Here is a 16047-nt window from a genome sequence, read left to right as displayed (position 1 = left end):
TGACGACCATAGAGCATTGGAACCACCTGATCCCATCCCGAACTCAGCAGTGAAACGATGCATCGCCGATGGTAGTGTGGGGTTTCCCCATGTGAGAGTAGGTCATCGTCAAGATTAAATTCCAGAACCCCTGTTTGCTAACGCAAACAGGGGTTTTGTTTATGTAGAAGTACATGATTTTTCACCGGCACGTCGCTAACGCAACGGTCCGGTACACAGAATTTCTTGACGACCATAGAGCATTGGAACCACCTGATCCCATCCCGAACTCAGCAGTGAAACGATGCATCGCCGATGGTAGTGTGGGGTTTCCCCATGTGAGAGTAGGTCATCGTCAAGATTAAATTCCGAAACCCCTGTCTGCTAACGCAGACAGGGGTTTTGTCGTTTAGGGCGTTTGATTTGGCCATAAGTCCGCCCGGCGATCGCCCGGTATAGGATTGATGGCTGCCCTCTGGAAGGCTAGCCAGGGCTCGTGGCTTCGCGTGCTTTCCTGTACCGCTGGTCAGTTTTTCACTCAAAAAGAGGATGTTTCCCACAAACACTTAAGATTTCACTTCATTTGGCCGAAAGCCTGACGAGCCATGCGTGCGCCGGAATAGAGAGGTCCGAGAGTCCGCCTATACCGCTACATGGAATGTTTCACCCGGCACGCTCACCCCCCTTTGGCAAAAAGAAGTCGATGAAATGAATCTCAAGTTCAGTCATAAAATTCTGTTGGCCGCGTCAGGCGTCGTAGTTTTGGCGTTCGCGTTATTCACGCTTTACAACGACTACCTGCAGCGCAGCACCATCAAGCAGAATCTGGAATCGTCCATCCAGCAGTCCGGCGAGCTCACCGCCAGCAGTGTACAAAACTGGCTTAGCGGCCGTGTCCTGGTACTCGAAAACCTGGCGCAAAATGTTGCCCACCAGGGCAGTGCTGCCGACCTTCCGGGGTTGGTTGATCAACCCGCGCTCACCTCAAACTTCCAGTTCACCTATGTCGGCCAAACCAACGGTGTGTTCACGCAGCGTCCGGACGCGAAGATGCCCGATGGATACGACCCGCGTCAGCGTCCTTGGTACAAGCAAGCCGTGGCTGCCGACAAAACCATGCTCACCCCGCCCTATATGGCTGCGGTGGGTGGGCAGATCGTAACGATAGCCTTGCCGGTGAAAAAGAACGGCGAGCTGTTGGGCGTCGTCGGCGGTGACCTGAGTTTGCAAACCCTCGTGAAAATCATCAACTCGGTGGACTTCGGCGGCATCGGCCATGCGTTCCTGGTCAGCGGAGATGGCCAGGTCATCGTCAGTCCCGACCAGGACCAGGTGATGAAGAACCTCAAGGACATCTACCCGGGCACCCGCGTACGGATCGAGAAGGTCAGCCAGGATGTCGTCCTCAGTGGTCAGGATCGTATTCTGTCATTCACGCCGATCAGTGGCCTGCCAGGTGCGGATTGGTACATCGGTCTGTCGATCGACAGAGACAAAGCCTACGCACCATTGGGTAAATTCCGCACATCAGCGTTGATTGCCATGCTGATTGCCGTGGTGGCGATTGCAGTGCTTCTGAGCCTGCTGATCCAAGTGTTGCTGCGGCCGTTGACGACCATGGGCGTCGCCATGAAGGACATCGCCCAGGGCGAGGGCGACCTCACCCGCCGCCTGGACGTGAACAGCAAGGATGAATTTGGCGAGGTAGGCAGTGCGTTCAACCAGTTCGTCGAGCGTATCCACGCTTCCATTTCCGAAGTGTCCTCGGCGACGCGTCAGGTGCATGACCTGTCTCAGCGCGTGATGGCCTCGTCCAACGCCTCGATCATCGGCTCCGACGAGCAGAGCGCGCGCACCAACAGTGTGGCCGCCGCGATCAACGAACTGGGTGCTGCCACCCAGGAAATCGCACGTAACGCTGCGGATGCTTCACAGCACGCCAGCGGCGCCAGCGAGCAGGCCGACGACGGCCGCAAGGTGGTGGAGAAAACCATCCTGGCGATGTCGGAACTGTCGCAGAAGATCAGCCTTTCCTGCACTCAGATTGAAACCTTGAATGCCAGCACCGACAACATCGGCCATATCCTCGATGTGATCAAAGGTATCTCCCAGCAAACCAACTTGCTCGCGCTCAACGCCGCAATTGAAGCCGCCCGGGCCGGGGAAGCCGGCCGTGGTTTTGCCGTGGTCGCCGATGAAGTGCGTAACCTGGCTCACCGTACCCAGGAGTCCGCCGAGGAGATCCATAAAATGATCACTTCGCTCCAAGTGGGCTCGCGTGAAGCCGTGACCACCATGAATGCCAGCCAGGTCTCCAGCGAAGAGAGCGTAGAAGTGGCCAACCAGGCCGGTGAACGCCTGGTCAGCGTGACGCAGCGGATCGTAGAAATCGATGGTATGAACCAATCGGTCGCTGCCGCCACCGAGGAGCAGACCGCCGTAGTGGAAACGCTCAACGTCGACATCAACCAGATCAACATGCTCAACCAACAGGGCGTAGCCAACCTCAATGAAACGTTGAAGGACTGCGATGCACTGTCCCAACAAGCTAGCCGCTTGAAGCAACTGGTCGACAGTTTCAAGATTTGACCTTGATTGCACAGGGGCGAGCTCTCTCGCTCCGACTGCTTAGCCAAGCATTCGACGCACGTTCTCCAGAGCGCTGTCGGCGAATGCTTGCACAAACGTTTCTAACTCCGCTTGCGCCATTTCGACCGGCTCGCCAATGACGGTCCAGGTCGCCCTGGAGCGTCTTGAGCCCAGCGCTTCCACGCTCATCGCCGCCCATAAACGGGCCACGCCCAAGGTGTTGTAGATCGTGGTCCAGGTCATGCGCATGGCGTCTTCGTCCCGGCTGTTGAGTTGCTCTACGACGCAGTGGCCGTCGTGGAAAATTTTCGTGCGCAAAGCGCCCACGCCCACACCGGTCATTTCGATGTGCGACAAGGCAGGAATGAAGGCATCAAAGCCTGCAAACTGACCTACCAGGCCCCACAGGCGAGGGGCTTCGCAGTCGACGACAACAGAGGCCACTACCGGCGCGCCGTATGGGTTGCGGATCAATGTATCGGGTTGCAGCGGTTCCATGAGGATGTCCTGAAGCGGTTTAGAGAAAGCCGATGGCCTTGAGGTAGTCGCAGCCCTTGCGCAGCAGGGTCGGGCTTTTTTCGGGGTACTGCGCGCGCATGTTCTCCACGCCCCGGCGTGCGTTGTGGTGATGGATCATCGACGTATCGCCGATGTCTTCACCCGGCCCATCCAGATAAAAACCCAGTACGCCAAACAGCGCGTTTTCGTGGCTTACCGTTCGCAGCGCCCGTTGCCAGTGCACAACACTGACCCGCTCGAATGTGTAGCCCGCCTGGCTGAATGCATCGAGGTAGTGGTCCCAACTCAAAGGCTGTGGGTTATGCAGGTGGAACACGCTTCGCCCGGCGTTGAAGTGGCCGCAGTGGAATGCGAGAAAGCGCGCAAAGAAGTCCACTGGCATCAGGTCGAAGTTCGCCTCCAACCGGGGCACCATTCCCAGTTGCAGCGAGCCCTTGAGCATCAACATCTGGCGATTTTTCTGCGGTTGGCAAACACCGTTATGGGTGTTGAAGCTGATATTCCCCGGACGATGAATGTTCACCCAGGCGCCCTGTTCCACTGCACGTCCCAATAGCCGTTCGGCGACCCATTTGGACAGGTTGTAACCATTCTTGATGTAGATCGGTGGGGTCGCCGCCGCGGGTGTTTCGAGGACATGTCCGCCAGCGTCGATGCTGCTGCACGCCGACAGCGTCGAAATGAAATTGAAGACCTTTTTGCAATGGGTCTCACACAGGCGCAGGCATTCGCGCACAGGCTCGACGTTGTCCTTTGCCAGCGACATGTAGTCCATCACGTGATTGACCCGCGCCGCGTTATGCACAAGCACGCCAAAGTCCCGGGCGAGACGGTCATACACGTCGCACGCCAAGCCCAGGCGAGGCTGGCTGATATCAGCGACGTACACCCGCACCCGGCTCAGGTCCAGATGCTCCAGGCGGTACTCACTCAATGCCTGGGCAAATCGCGTCGTTGCCGGATGGCCCGGCAATTCACGCACCAGGCACGCCACCTCTGTTGCTCCGCCGGCCAACAACGCCTCGACGATATGCACGCCGATGAAACTGTTGGCGCCCGTCACGATCACTTTGCTCCGATCACCAGCACGGTTGTCGGACAGCACCCCGACCACCTCTTCCTGCAGTGCATCCCGGATCGCCTGGCCGGACGTTGCATCGGGCAGCACACCATCCTCCATCAGCACCGCAAGCGTACGAATCGTCGGTACTTCAAAGAACCGGTTCAAGGGCAGGCTGCGGCCAAATTGCTCGCGGACCCGCAGCAACAGGGTCGACAGCAGGATGGAGTGGCCGCCTAGATTGAAAAAGCTGTCATCAATCGACAACTTATCCACGGGCAGCCGTAGCAACTCACTCCATAGCCCCACCAGTTGCATCTGAAGCGGTGTTTGCGCAGCCTGCCCGGCGCTATTCTGCGTGGGTTGAATCGGTAGCTTCAGCAAAGCGCGGCGGTCGACTTTGCCGTTGCTGGAGTGCGGCAGGCTGGGCAACTCGGCCCACATATCCGGTTGCAGGTAATCAGGCAGCCACTGCCGCGCATGCTGCTTCAGGTCGGCGAGTGTTGCACCGGGTTCCGGCTGGGCGACAATGCCACGGATTCTGTAATCAGCATCAGTAACCACCGCCACCTGACGAAACAGCCGGCTGTCTCGCAAGCACTGCTCGATCTCCCGGGGCTCGACCCGAAACCCTCGGATCTTCACCTGCTCATCCCGTCGCCCACCCAGTTCGATGCCGTCGCCGCACCACTTCGCGAGGTCTCCCGTGCGGTAGGCCCGCAGGCTCTCGCCGTCAGGCAGCGCCAGTTCGACGAAAGGGTCGTCGAGCGGTTGTGGTGCGTTCAAATACCCCAGGCTCACCCCAGGCCCGACGATGTACAGCTCACCCATCACCTGCTCATCCACCGGTTGCAGGTCATCGTCGAGGATCAGCACCTGGCTGTTGGCGATAGGACGGCCCAGGTTTCGATTGCCATCCCCGGGTTGCAACCTTCGATGGGTAACCAGCACCGTGGCTTCTGTGGGGCCATAGAGATTGTGCAGGTGACATTGACCTGCCAATCGCTCGATCACATACGGTTCACAGGCATCGCCGCCGGTCAGCAGGTGAGTCAGGCCCAGCGGCTGGTCCAGCGGCAGGATGCTGAGCAGCGCCGGCGGCAGGAATGCATGGCTGATACTGTGTTGGCGGATCAACTCCACCAGTTGCTGCGGGTCGCGTCGTTGCGCCTCGCTTGGGACGATCAGCTCCGCGCCAGCGATCAGGCTGGGGAAAATATCCATCAGCGAAGCATCGAAACTCACAGAGGCGAACTGCAGCACGCGACTCTCTTCGCTTAACGCCATGCAGCCGCCAAACCACGCGGTGAAATGGGCGAGATTGCCCTGGCTCAGCAGTACCCCCTTGGGCCGGCCGGTGGTACCCGACGTGAAGAGCGCCATGCACGGTGCATCAACGTCGGGGCGGTGGCGCATCAAGGGTTGCGAGGTGTCGCGCTGATCGACAGTGCTCACATCCAGCGAAACGAAGTGCTCACGCAGGGGATGGCGGCCATCATCCAGAAGCACGCGGGCTCCTGCGCTTTCCAGCATGGCTTGTTGGCGCAATGGAGGATGGTCCGGCGCCAGCGGCAGGTACACCGCGCCGCAGCCCAACACCGCAAGAATGCTGGCGTAGAACCCGGTGGATTTTTCCAGGCATACGCCAACCACCGACGGCGCCTCGATGCCTTCCAGCAATGGGCCAAGCCGTTGCTGGATCGCCACTGCCTGATCCTGCAATTGACGGTAAGTCAGCACATTGCCCGCGATGTTCAGTGCGGGTCGCGCGGCGAAGGTGAGAAGGCTGGCCTGCAATCGCTCGATTACCGGCACTTGGGCTGCCAACAGCAGGGCCGGATCTGCCGTGCGGTTAAACCGATGTAGAAACGCCAACGCCTCCAGCCCTTGCAAACCCTGCTCGGGCCAGGAGTTGGCGCAGGTCCCCGCAGGTAAATACCCTGGGTCGCGCGCGAAGCAGCTGACCTGCTGGGCGACCCACTCCACCAGTGCGGCCGTCGCTTGCCGGTACAAGCGTTGGCCGTTCCCGCTGGGATCTTCGGCCAGGTCCAGTGCTGCTACCCAGCGTTGGTTACCGTCATAGCTGCGTAACTGCAGCGCGGGCAACCCGCATTCGCTCAGTGGGCCAATACCCAGGCGCAGGCTGATACGTGTGGCGCCTGCCAAATGTGTCGGCAGTGGCTGGCTGCTGTCTTCGATCACCAGGTCGACAACCTCCTCCCCAGACCCATGACCGTATTGCTCCAGCATCTGCCTCACACCCTCCAGGGCTTTACTGGCGCCGACCCAACCAATCGTCAGGCATCTCATGCCGCTCTCCCGGCCAGCGGCAGATAGTCGGCCAGTGCCTGGGCCACGCTTGGGGTCTGCAGCAAACCGCTGTGGTGCAAAAAGCCCACAATGTTGCCGATCAGGGGGTGTTGGCGGGTAATGGGAAAGTCCAGCGCGTGTACTTCGTTCCTCAAGGCCTGGCGGATGCCGGTGCCGACGTCCAGATGTTCGATCAGTTGCAGGTCAAAGGATTTTTGCAGGTCGTTGGTCAGGTAGTGCGCCAGGAACGTCGGCAGGACGTGAGCGATGCTGTCGCGATCCTCCGGGTTCGCTGCCTGCCAGTAGAGACGCACCAGGCGCGTCCAGAACTGTGCATGGCGCCCTTCGTCAAACAGGTGGTCGGCCATCATGCCGCGTACGGATGACTTGATGCTGTCGTCCTTGGAAAAGGCCGCCACGTCCTGAGTCACGGTGTTTTCAGCGATGGCCACGCCAATCAACTCCACTGCATTGTGCAGGTGTGGCGGTGCCTTTGCCTGTGCCGCCGGGAGGGCACGGCTCAATTCGATTTGCCTGGGCAAGTCGAGCGGTTGTACGCCGGTCATTTCCACGGTTTGTTGCAGGAAATCCAGCGCAACCAGCGCGTGGTAATCCTCGTCCACCACGACGGTCATCGCGTCGTAGCGGCAGACGAGGGGGAAGGGCAGGGCGAAGCGGTTCTTGGCGATGCTGCGGGCGGTCTTGTCGACGATCTCGGTTTCGAAAATCACTACGTCATTGATGAACTTGTAGAAGCTTTGCAGCAGCACAAAGTCGCGCCATTGCGGACAGTGCTCGAGAAAGGTCGCAGTGAGTACCAACGGCTGGCGACACAGGGGATAGATCAGTTTCTCGTCGTCTTCCAACATGCGTCGGGGGCGGGTTCGGATGGTCGCGCGGCGCTCCCAGTCTTCAGCGATGGAGCGGTAGTCTGTCAGGTTCATGGTTGCACCTCTTGCACAGACGCTCGCACGTTGTCCCAGAAGGTGATGCGGTTTTCGACGGCGTCGAGAGCGCTCCCAACGGCCTGCTCCTGGCGCATTGGGTCTGCTCCGGTCAGGCGTTGAAGTAACTGTTGCGCCGCAGGCTCATGGCCTTGGGTATCCAGCTCAATATGACGATTGAGGTAGTAGCTCAGGATGGGCGCCCCACGATTGATGACCTCGCTACCCTGCAACAGGCGTTCGAACATGGCTGGGATGACACCCTCACGACCGTGCAGGAACGCCGCGGCCACGCAATGGGTGGGAGCGTTCAGCGCGATGTGCAGCGTGCTGCGGACGAAACGGGCAACGCCAGGTAGAACATCGATCTGCTGCAAGGCTGCAGTGGCCTCCAGGCCTTGACGTTGCAGCGTGATGAAGGTGTCGATGGCTGCGGTGCTGGCGCCCACTTCGGCCATGGCCTCCCGGTACAGCTCGAAGTGGCTGCAATTACCGCCCCTCGGGTGGTCGTCCGACTCTTCGCCCAACACGATCTCATTGATCAGTCGGGCGGCTTGAGGGTCGGTTGGAGGGAGCCAGGGCAACTGTGTGCAGGTCAGGTCCTGTTGCAGGCGTTTGGTGAGCGTCATGAAGTCCCACACGGCGAATACATGGCTTTCCATATAAACTTGTAATTTATTGAGTGAAGTTATTTCTTCAAATAACGGGTGGTTACATAACTGCAGTTTTTTTTGTTCAAGTAAAGTTTGATGCATGGTTGATGCCTATAAGTTGTTGCGACTGCTCTGAAAACAGTGATGAGCTTTTACAGTCAAAAGTAGACAGGTAGCGTTTAGCCAAACCACGCGCGCAGCACCACCCAGACATGGGGTGATGCTGCCGGTTGATGTGTTGGGTTTAGTGGTGAAGGATAATAAGCTGATTAAACGTTTGGACGAGCTTATAAATGTATTAGATGTTTTTTCGAAAGAATACGTGTTGTGGGTAAGTTGTTTTATTAAGCGTGGGAAGTTTCCATATTATGGGCAGGCTTAATTAATCGAATGGTTTTAACCAAGGCGTATCGACGCGGGGCTCTTCCTGATGGGAAGGGCGCCCCGCACACATGAGGGTCAAGGGTGGTGCTGGAAAAGCTTACGTGTCGGCTGCTTCAAGGCCATTGAGGTAGGTGGCGATCACCTCCATCCCTCGCATCAAGTGATTGCGTAGGGTCAGGATGCTTTCTTCGGTCTTTTTCTGGGCTACCAGGTTCAGCAGCTCGCGGTGATCTTCCTGGGACGTCTCGCCCAGACCCATCGCCTCAAGGTTGAACCGCAGAAAGCGCTCCTCTTCATTCAAACCGTGCTCGACCAATTTGAGCAGCCGCTGGTTAGGCGCCTTGCCGTACAGGACCATGTGGAACAGGCGATTGAGGCGGCCAATCTCGGTGTAGTCTTTCTCCTGTTCCAGGGCATTGATGCAGGCATTGGCCTCGGCGATGTCGGCTTCGGTGAGCAATGGAATCGACAAGCGCAGCGCTTCGGACTCCAACAGCATCCGCAAGGCGTAGGTCTCAGCCGAATTGTCTTCGATCAACGGCGCAACCACGGCGCCCTTGTGCGTCACCACATGCAGCAATGACTGGGCTTCCAGTTGGCGCAATGCTTCGCGCACCGGCATGCGGCTGACCCCGAACAGGCTGGCCAGCTCTTGCTGGCGCATGGCGGTACCGCAAGGCAGTCGGCCATCGAGGATGGCATTGCGCAGGGTTTCTTCAATTACGGAACGGGCAAGATGGGCGGGAATAGGACCGCTGATCTTGATGCTGTTCAAAGGGTTCGGCTTCTGCGTCACGGCTACGCTATCCTCCTTATTAAAATGGGGGTATGGCTAATTGGATCCAATGCACACTAGAGACTGCCTCCAGGCTTGTCAAACGAGCAAGGTTTTCGGCTTGTAAGCAGCTAAACACGTGGCTCATGGCGCCCACAGCGGGCCTTTGCGGCGTCTTACACGCCAGCGTCAGGTTGCTACGGATTGAAGGTTACGCTGCCGATATTTATTCCCTGAGCTCGGGCAGCCGTGAGTTTTCGCCGACACATTCCCGTCTATAGATATTCGTTAACGGTATTTAAAATGCCGTTCTTATATCTATAAAGTCACTCTCCTGTCCGACCGGGAGTGAACTCATGTCCGCCGCCTCTACTGTTCCAACAGCGATCCCTACCGCCCAAGCCTTCGAGATTCGTCCGTTCCCCGGCAGCGTAGGCGCCGAGGTCGTCGGCCTGGATTTGTCGCGTCCGGTCAACGACGAAGATTTTGCCCGCATTCACCGCGCGCACCTCGACCACCATGTCGTGGTTTTCCGTGACCAACGCATCACCCCCGAACAACAAATCGCCTTCAGCCGCCGTTTCGGCGTGCTGCAGATCCATGTGCTCAAACAATTCCTGCTGGCCAATCACCCAGAAATCCTGATCGTCTCCAACATCATTGAAAATGGCCAATCCATCGGCCTGGGTGACGCCGGTAAATTCTGGCATTCGGACCTGTCCTATAAAGAACTGCCCAGCCTGGGCTCGATGCTGCATGCCCAGGAACTGCCCTCCGAAGGCGGCGACACGTTGTTTGCCGACATGCACAAAGCCTGGGACCAACTGCCCGAGCACCTACGTAAAGCCACCGAAGGCCGCAGCGCCGCGCACTCCTACACCGCGCGCTACAGCGAAACCAAATTCGAAGGCAACTGGCGTCCCACGCTGACCCCTGAGCAACTGGCCCAAGTCGCCGAAGTGGTGCACCCCATCGTGCGCACCCACCCGGAAAACGGCCGCAAGGCATTGTTTGTCAGCGAAGGTTTCACCACCCGTATCGTCGGCCTGCCGGAAGACGAAAGCCGCGATCTGCTGGCCCAACTCTACGCACACAGCGTGCTACCGGAAAACATCTACCGCCATCAGTGGCAGCCCCATGACCTGGTGTTCTGGGACAACCGCTCGCTGATCCACCTGGCTGCCGGTTGCCCGAGCCATCTGCGCCGCAAGTTGTTTCGCACCACCATCCAGGGCGACGCGCCTTTCTGATTCGGAGCACGACCATGTCCAGGAAAATTCCATTCACACGATTGGCTGCGACGTTCGGCCTGGGTGTCAGCCTGTTGGCCGGCAGCCTGGTCGCACCGGCCGCCGCGCAGGCAGAAGGCGAGATCCGCATCGCCGAACAGTTCGGCATCGTCTACCTGCTGCTCAACGTGGTGCGTGACCAGAACCTGATCGAGAAATACGGCAAGCAGGAAGGCATCGACATCAAGGTCGACTGGACCCAGCTCTCCGGCGGTGCCGCCGTGAACGACGCCCTGCTCTCCGGCTCGATTGATATCGCTGGCGCGGGTGTCGGCCCGCTGCTGACCATCTGGGACCGCACCCACGGCAAGCAAAACGTCAAAGCCGTGGCCTCCCTGGGTAACTTCCCTTACTACCTGGTGAGTAATAATCCCAAGGTCAAAACCATCGCTGACTTCACCGAAGAGGACCGCATCGCGGTACCGGCGGTGGGCGTCTCAGTGCAGTCGCGTTTCCTGCAATACGCCGCCGCCAAGCAGTGGGGCGACAAGGAATTCAATCGCCTCGACAAGTACACCGTCGCCGTCCCACACCCCGACGCCACCGCCGCACTGATTGCCGGCGGCACCGAACTGACCGGGCATTTTTCCAACCCGCCATTTCAGGATCAGGCCCTGGCCAACCCCAACGTGCATGTGGTGCTGAACACCTACGACCTGCTCGGCCCGAATTCGCCGACGGTGCTGTTCGCCACGGAAAAATTCCGCAACGACAACCCAAAAACCTACAAGGCATTTGTCGAGGCATTGACCGAAGCCGCGCAGTTCGCCCAGAACGACAAAGGCGCCGCAGCTGACACTTATATCCGCGTGACCAAGGCCAAGATCGACCGTGCCGAACTGCTGAAAATCATCGACAACCCGCAGTTCGAATTCAGCGTCACGCCGAAAAACACCTACCCGCTGGCGGAATTCCTCTACCGCGTCGGCGCCATCAAAAACAAGCCTGATTCGTGGAAGGACTACTTCTTCCAGGACGCCAAGCCCCTGCAAGGAAGTTGAGATGAACGCGCCCTTGCAAGGCCACACGGCCAGCAACCTGCACACCACCGCTGCGTTGCTGGCGGTGGATAACGTCAGCCTTGAATACCGCACCCCGGAACGCGTAGTGCGGGCCACTCACCAGGTCAGTTTCGAGATCGACCCGGCCGACCGCTACGTGTTGCTCGGCCCGTCGGGCTGCGGCAAATCCACCTTGCTCAAATCCATCGCTGGGTTTATCAAACCCTGCGAAGGCGAGATTCGTCTGCTGGGGCAGAAGGTCGAACAACCCGGCCCGGATCGCATCGTGGTGTTCCAGGAGTTCGACCAATTGCCTCCGTGGAAAACCGTCAAACAGAACGTGATGTTCCCGCTGCTGGCGTCGAAAACCATGAAGCGTCCCGAGGCTGAAGAACGCGCGCTGCACTACCTCGACAAAGTCGGCCTTACGGCCTTCGCCGACGCTTACCCGCACACCCTCTCCGGCGGCATGAAAGCCCGCGTAGCCATCGCCCGCGCCTTGGCCATGCAACCGAAAATCCTGCTGATGGACGAACCCTTTGCCGCCCTCGACGCCCTGACCCGGCGCAAGATGCAGGAAGAATTGCTGCTGCTCTGGGAAGAGGTGCGCTTCACCCTGTTGTTTGTCACTCACTCCATCGAAGAAGCGCTGGTAGTGGGCAATCGCATCCTGTTGCTGTCGCCCCACCCTGGGCGGGTGCGTGCGGAAATCCACAGCCATCAATACGACCTGCACAGCCTCGGCGGTGTGGAATTCCAGGCGTCGGCGCGGCGGATTCATCGCCTGTTGTTCGATGAAGCGCCTGAGGCCGAACGTGAGTTGGGTTTCGCTGATATCCGCATCGCTTACTAAGAGGGCAACCCATGCGCCAGGAATACGAAATTACCCTCGAACCGCTGCTCAGCGTCCCGGTGGAACGCGAACTGCCCCTGCCCCAACGCCTGTGGCAACAAGGCTGGTTACGTAAGGGGCTGATCCTCATCGTGCTCGCGATCCTCTGGGAAGCGGTAGCCCGCTATCAGGACAACGACCTGCTGCTGCCGAGCTTCCTGCAGACGTCTGCCGCGCTGTACGACGGCCTGCTCAGTGGCGAATTGCTCAGCAAAGTGAGCATCTCGCTGGTGGTGCTGATCAAGGGTTACGTGATGGGTATCGTGCTGGCGTTCGCGCTGACCACACTGGCCGTGTCGACGCAGTTGGGCCGCGACTTGTTGAGCACTCTGACCTCGATGTTCAATCCATTGCCGGCCATTGCGCTGCTGCCGCTGGCGCTGCTGTGGTTCGGCCTGGGCCAGAACAGCCTGATTTTCGTGCTGGTGCATTCAGTGCTGTGGGCGTTGGCGCTCAACACCTATTCGGGGTTTCTTGGTGTGTCCGAAACCCTGCGCATGGCCGGTCGCAACTACGGCCTCAAGGGCATGCGTTTTGTGCTGTTCATCCTGATCCCTGCGGCGCTGCCGTCGATCCTCGCCGGCCTCAAGATCGGCTGGGCATTTGCCTGGCGAACGTTGATTGCCGCCGAACTGGTGTTCGGCGCTACGAGCGGTAAGGGCGGCCTGGGTTGGTACATCTTCCAGAACCGCAACGAGCTGTACACCGACAAGGTATTTGCCGGGTTGGCGGTGGTGATCCTGATCGGCCTGCTGGTGGAGAACCTTGTGTTTGACACCTTCGAGCGGCTCACCGTGAAGCGTTGGGGCATGCAGCGCTAAACAGGAATTGTTCCAAACCTGCAGCGCGCTCAACGGCGAAATCGTCCGCCGGTGCCGCAATAATCCCAAGGCGCGTTACGCCGACTACCTGCCGGCCAGTATTCCTCGACTGCTGTAATCGTTCACAAGCCTGCTACGATTGCGCCCAGTTCACTTCACATTGCTCACGAGTGCTTGGCATGCAACTACCGGACATGAACCTGCTGGTCGCCCTCGACGCCTTGCTCGACGAGGGTAGCGTGGTCGGCGCCGCGCGGCGGATGAACCTCAGCCCGGCGGCCATGAGCCGCACCCTCACGCGCATTCGCGAAGCGGTGGGCGATCCGATCCTGGTGCGTGCCGGTCGCGGCCTGGTACCGACGCCCAAGGCGCTGCAGTTGCAAGGCCAGGTGCGCAACGTGGTGGAACAGGCGGCGCTGTTGTTTCGTTCGGCCGATCAAGTGGATTTGAGTACCTTGCGTCGCCGCTTCAGCGTGCGCGCCAATGATTTTTTTATCGGCGTCTATGGCGGTCGGCTGTTCGACACGATGGAGCGCGTGGCGCCGCTGTGCGAGCTGTGCTTCGTACCCGAAGGCGACACGGATGATGAAGCTTTGCGAGAAGGGCGCCTGGATTTGCGAGTGAGCAACACCATGCCCGTAAGCCCCGAAGTGAAGGTGCAGAACCTGTTCTCCACCACCTTCGTCGGGCTGGCGCGAGAAGACCACCCGTTGTTCGACGAAGAGATCACCGCCGCACGTTTCGCCAGTTACTCCCACATCAGCATCTCCCGACGCGGCATCGCCCGCGGCCCGATCGACACCGCGCTGAATGCGCTGGGCCTGGAGCGTCGCGTCGCGATGATCGCCCCGGGTTTCCACGGCGCGATGTTCATGCTGCCCGATTCCGACCTGATCCTGCCGGTGCCCAAGGAGGCGCTCTACAGCGCCAATCGCTTGAAGCTGCCGCTGCGGGCGTTCCCCTTGCCGATTTCGCTGCCGACGCTGGTCCTGGCTCAATTCTGGCACCCGCGCTTCGACAAAGACCCCGCGCACAAATGGCTGCGCGAGACCATGCGCGAGAGTTGCCACGCCACCTGGCTTGAAGCGCAGCCGTAGCTGAGTTGCAAGCGCCACGCTTCAAGCTGCAAGTTGACCTCATTCACTTGCAGCTTGAAGCTGGTAACTGATAGCTGCATCCCATGCAGTTATAACCTGCCGACAAGTCACTTTTTGTCATGTGTCAGCCTGATTAAACTGCTCGGGTATTCCTAATCCCGAGTTCCCTGTTCATGACCTCCCTCGCTGCCCCCGCCCTACAGGCCGCAGCCAAACCTGTCGCCCTGAGCCCGCCCGTGTTCGGCCCGCGCATCATCATCGGCCTGGTCGGTGTGTTGCTGGCGGTGCTGGTGTCCGGTCTCAACGAGATGGTCACCAAGGTGGCCCTCGCTGATATCCGGGGTGCGCTTTACATCGGTTTTGACGAAGGTACCTGGCTGGTCGCTGCCTATACGGCGACCTCCGTGTCGGCCATGGCCTTTGCGCCGTGGTGTTCGGTGACCTTGTCCCTGCGCCGCTTCACCCTGTGGGCCATCGGCCTGTTCACGGTGCTGGGGATCCTGTGCCCCTTTGCGCCGAACTACGAAAGCCTGCTGGCGCTGCGTACCCTGCAAGGCTTGGCCGGCGGCGCGCTGCCGCCGATGCTGATGACCGTTGCGCTGCGGTTCCTGCCGGCCAACGTCAAGCTGTACGGCCTGGCCGGCTACGCACTCACCGCTACCTTCGGGCCAAGCCTCGGCACGCCGCTGGCCGCTCTTTGGACCGAGTACGTTGGCTGGCAGTGGGCGTTCTGGCAGATCGTCGGGCCGTGCCTGCTGGCGATGGCCGCCGTTGCCTACGGCTTGCCGCAAGACCCGCTGCGCCTGGAGCGCTTCAAGCAGTTCAACTGGCGTGGCCTGCTGCTGGGCTTCCCGGCGATCTGCATGCTGGTGATCGGCCTGTTGCAGGGCAATCGCCTGGACTGGTTCGAGTCAGGCTTGATCACCTTTTTGCTGTGCGGCGGTACGGTGCTGCTGGTGCTGTTCATGCTCAATGAATGGTCACACCCGATGCCGTTTTTCAAGTTGCAGATGCTCGGCCTGCGCAACCTGGCGTTTGCCTTGATCGTGCTGGCCGGGGTGCTGGTCGTGCTGACGGCGGTGATCATCATCCCGTCGAGTTTCCTCGCCCAGGTCCAGGGATATCGGCCGTTGCAAACCGCACCGTTGATGCTGCTGATGGCGCTGCCGCAGTTGATTGCGTTGCCGCTGGTGGCAGCGCTGTGCAACCTGCGTTGGGTGGATTGCCGCTGGGTGTTGGGGATCGGCCTGGGCATGTTGATCCTGTCCTGCGTGGGCAGCGCGCACCTGACCTCGGCGTGGATCCGCGACGATTTTTATGGCCTGTACCTGCTGCAAATCTTCGGTCAGCCCATGGCCGTGTTGCCGCTGCTGATGCTCTCCACCGGCAGCATCCAGCCGGCCGAGGGGCCGTTTGCGTCGGCCTGGTTCAACACCGTCAAGGGCCTGGCCGCCGTGGTCGCTACCGGCGTGCTCGACACGCTGACCACCCAGCGCCTGCATTTTCACTCGACCATGCTGGTGGACCGCCTGGGTAACTCGCCCCTGGCCGACGGCGATGCACCGGGCCTGGCTCACCGCCTGCACGAGCAGGCCGTGGTGCTTACCTCTTCGGATCTCTATTACGTCATGGCCGGTATCGCGGCGGCGTTGATCCTGCTGATTTTCTGGATGCCCACGCGGATTTTTCCACCCCGCGCACCGACTTGATTGCTCACTGAGCCCAAAGGAATTG

The 16047-nt window shown here is 59.7% G+C and carries 12 protein-coding genes and 2 rRNA genes; 9 read left to right on the top strand and 5 right to left on the bottom strand.

Annotated elements, in window-relative coordinates:
- From rrf (ACR52_RS15410) to ACR52_RS15400, 3 genes are all read left to right on the top strand, one after another.
- Positions 1-114 (top strand): 5S ribosomal RNA (gene rrf / locus ACR52_RS15410); the annotation flags it as partial.
- 110 nt (positions 115-224) lie between these two features.
- A 5S ribosomal RNA gene (rrf, locus tag ACR52_RS15405) occupies positions 225-340 on the top strand.
- Between the two features lie 347 nt (positions 341-687).
- Positions 688-2568: a methyl-accepting chemotaxis protein gene (locus ACR52_RS15400; RefSeq protein ID WP_048725622.1), complete on the top strand. Its 1881-nt coding sequence runs from the start codon at positions 688-690 to the stop codon at positions 2566-2568.
- Between the two features lie 39 nt (positions 2569-2607).
- On the opposite strand, the gene ACR52_RS15395 is transcribed toward ACR52_RS15400, so the two are convergent.
- From ACR52_RS15395 to ACR52_RS15375, 5 genes are all read right to left on the bottom strand, one after another.
- Positions 2608-3066, bottom strand: a complete 459-nt coding sequence (locus tag ACR52_RS15395; RefSeq protein ID WP_048725620.1) for an SRPBCC family protein — start codon at positions 3064-3066, stop codon at positions 2608-2610.
- A gap of 19 nt (positions 3067-3085) precedes the next feature.
- Entirely contained in the window at positions 3086-6457 is a 3372-nt protein-coding gene (locus ACR52_RS15390) for an amino acid adenylation domain-containing protein (RefSeq protein ID WP_048725617.1), read from the bottom strand.
- The gene (locus ACR52_RS15385; protein WP_048725614.1) at positions 6454-7401 is read right to left on the bottom strand and encodes a diiron oxygenase; all 948 of its coding nucleotides are present in this window, start codon (positions 7399-7401) and stop codon (positions 6454-6456) included. The genes ACR52_RS15390 and ACR52_RS15385 overlap by 4 nt, the downstream gene beginning before the upstream one ends.
- Positions 7398-8156, bottom strand: a complete 759-nt coding sequence (locus tag ACR52_RS15380; RefSeq protein WP_082143164.1) for a DUF3050 domain-containing protein — start codon at positions 8154-8156, stop codon at positions 7398-7400. The genes ACR52_RS15385 and ACR52_RS15380 overlap by 4 nt, the downstream gene beginning before the upstream one ends.
- A 379-nt stretch (positions 8157-8535) precedes the next feature.
- Complete coding sequence (locus tag ACR52_RS15375) at positions 8536-9234, bottom strand: GntR family transcriptional regulator (RefSeq protein ID WP_048725609.1); 699 nt, start codon at positions 9232-9234, stop codon at positions 8536-8538.
- 335 nt (positions 9235-9569) lie between these two features.
- Between ACR52_RS15375 and ACR52_RS15370 the strand changes: the two genes are divergently transcribed.
- From ACR52_RS15370 to ACR52_RS15345, 6 genes are all read left to right on the top strand, one after another.
- The gene (locus tag ACR52_RS15370; RefSeq protein WP_048725605.1) at positions 9570-10463 is read left to right on the top strand and encodes a TauD/TfdA dioxygenase family protein; all 894 of its coding nucleotides are present in this window, start codon (positions 9570-9572) and stop codon (positions 10461-10463) included.
- Positions 10464-10477: 14 nt separating this feature from the next.
- The gene (locus ACR52_RS15365) at positions 10478-11503 is read left to right on the top strand and encodes an ABC transporter substrate-binding protein (protein WP_048725602.1); all 1026 of its coding nucleotides are present in this window, start codon (positions 10478-10480) and stop codon (positions 11501-11503) included.
- Position 11504: 1 nt separating this feature from the next.
- Positions 11505-12356, top strand: a complete 852-nt coding sequence (locus ACR52_RS15360) for an ABC transporter ATP-binding protein (RefSeq protein ID WP_048725599.1) — start codon at positions 11505-11507, stop codon at positions 12354-12356.
- 11 nt (positions 12357-12367) lie between these two features.
- Positions 12368-13216, top strand: coding sequence for an ABC transporter permease (locus ACR52_RS15355; RefSeq protein WP_048725596.1), 849 nt, complete (start codon positions 12368-12370; stop codon positions 13214-13216).
- 179 nt (positions 13217-13395) lie between these two features.
- Complete coding sequence (locus ACR52_RS15350; protein ID WP_048725592.1) at positions 13396-14313, top strand: LysR family transcriptional regulator; 918 nt, start codon at positions 13396-13398, stop codon at positions 14311-14313.
- 173 nt (positions 14314-14486) lie between these two features.
- On the top strand, positions 14487-16022 hold the full coding sequence (locus tag ACR52_RS15345) for an MFS transporter (protein WP_048725589.1): 1536 nt from the start codon (positions 14487-14489) through the stop codon (positions 16020-16022).
- Positions 16023-16047 lie beyond the last annotated feature (25 nt).

The sequence above is a fragment of the Pseudomonas fildesensis genome (genome assembly GCF_001050345.1).
GTDB lineage: Bacteria > Pseudomonadota > Gammaproteobacteria > Pseudomonadales > Pseudomonadaceae > Aquipseudomonas > Aquipseudomonas fildesensis.
The sequence above is the reverse complement of the archived record's forward strand: the minus strand, read 5'-3'. Positions and strand labels throughout refer to the sequence as shown.

Bases quoted from the DNA above. Each gene is read 5' to 3' on its own strand.
- ACR52_RS15400 (WP_048725622.1), top strand. From the start codon at position 688: ATGAATCTCAAGTTCAGTCATAAAATTCTGTTGGCCGCGTCAGGCGTC.
- ACR52_RS15395 (WP_048725620.1), bottom strand. From the start codon at position 3,066: ATGGAACCGCTGCAACCCGATACATTGATCCGCAACCCATACGGCGCG.
- ACR52_RS15390 (WP_048725617.1), bottom strand. From the start codon at position 6,457: ATGAGATGCCTGACGATTGGTTGGGTCGGCGCCAGTAAAGCCCTGGAG.
- ACR52_RS15385 (WP_048725614.1), bottom strand. From the start codon at position 7,401: ATGAACCTGACAGACTACCGCTCCATCGCTGAAGACTGGGAGCGCCGC.
- ACR52_RS15380 (WP_082143164.1), bottom strand. From the start codon at position 8,156: ATGCATCAAACTTTACTTGAACAAAAAAAACTGCAGTTATGTAACCAC.
- ACR52_RS15370 (WP_048725605.1), top strand. From the start codon at position 9,570: ATGTCCGCCGCCTCTACTGTTCCAACAGCGATCCCTACCGCCCAAGCC.
- ACR52_RS15365 (WP_048725602.1), top strand. From the start codon at position 10,478: ATGTCCAGGAAAATTCCATTCACACGATTGGCTGCGACGTTCGGCCTG.
- ACR52_RS15360 (WP_048725599.1), top strand. From the start codon at position 11,505: ATGAACGCGCCCTTGCAAGGCCACACGGCCAGCAACCTGCACACCACC.
- ACR52_RS15355 (WP_048725596.1), top strand. From the start codon at position 12,368: ATGCGCCAGGAATACGAAATTACCCTCGAACCGCTGCTCAGCGTCCCG.
- ACR52_RS15350 (WP_048725592.1), top strand. From the start codon at position 13,396: ATGCAACTACCGGACATGAACCTGCTGGTCGCCCTCGACGCCTTGCTC.
- ACR52_RS15345 (WP_048725589.1), top strand. From the start codon at position 14,487: ATGACCTCCCTCGCTGCCCCCGCCCTACAGGCCGCAGCCAAACCTGTC.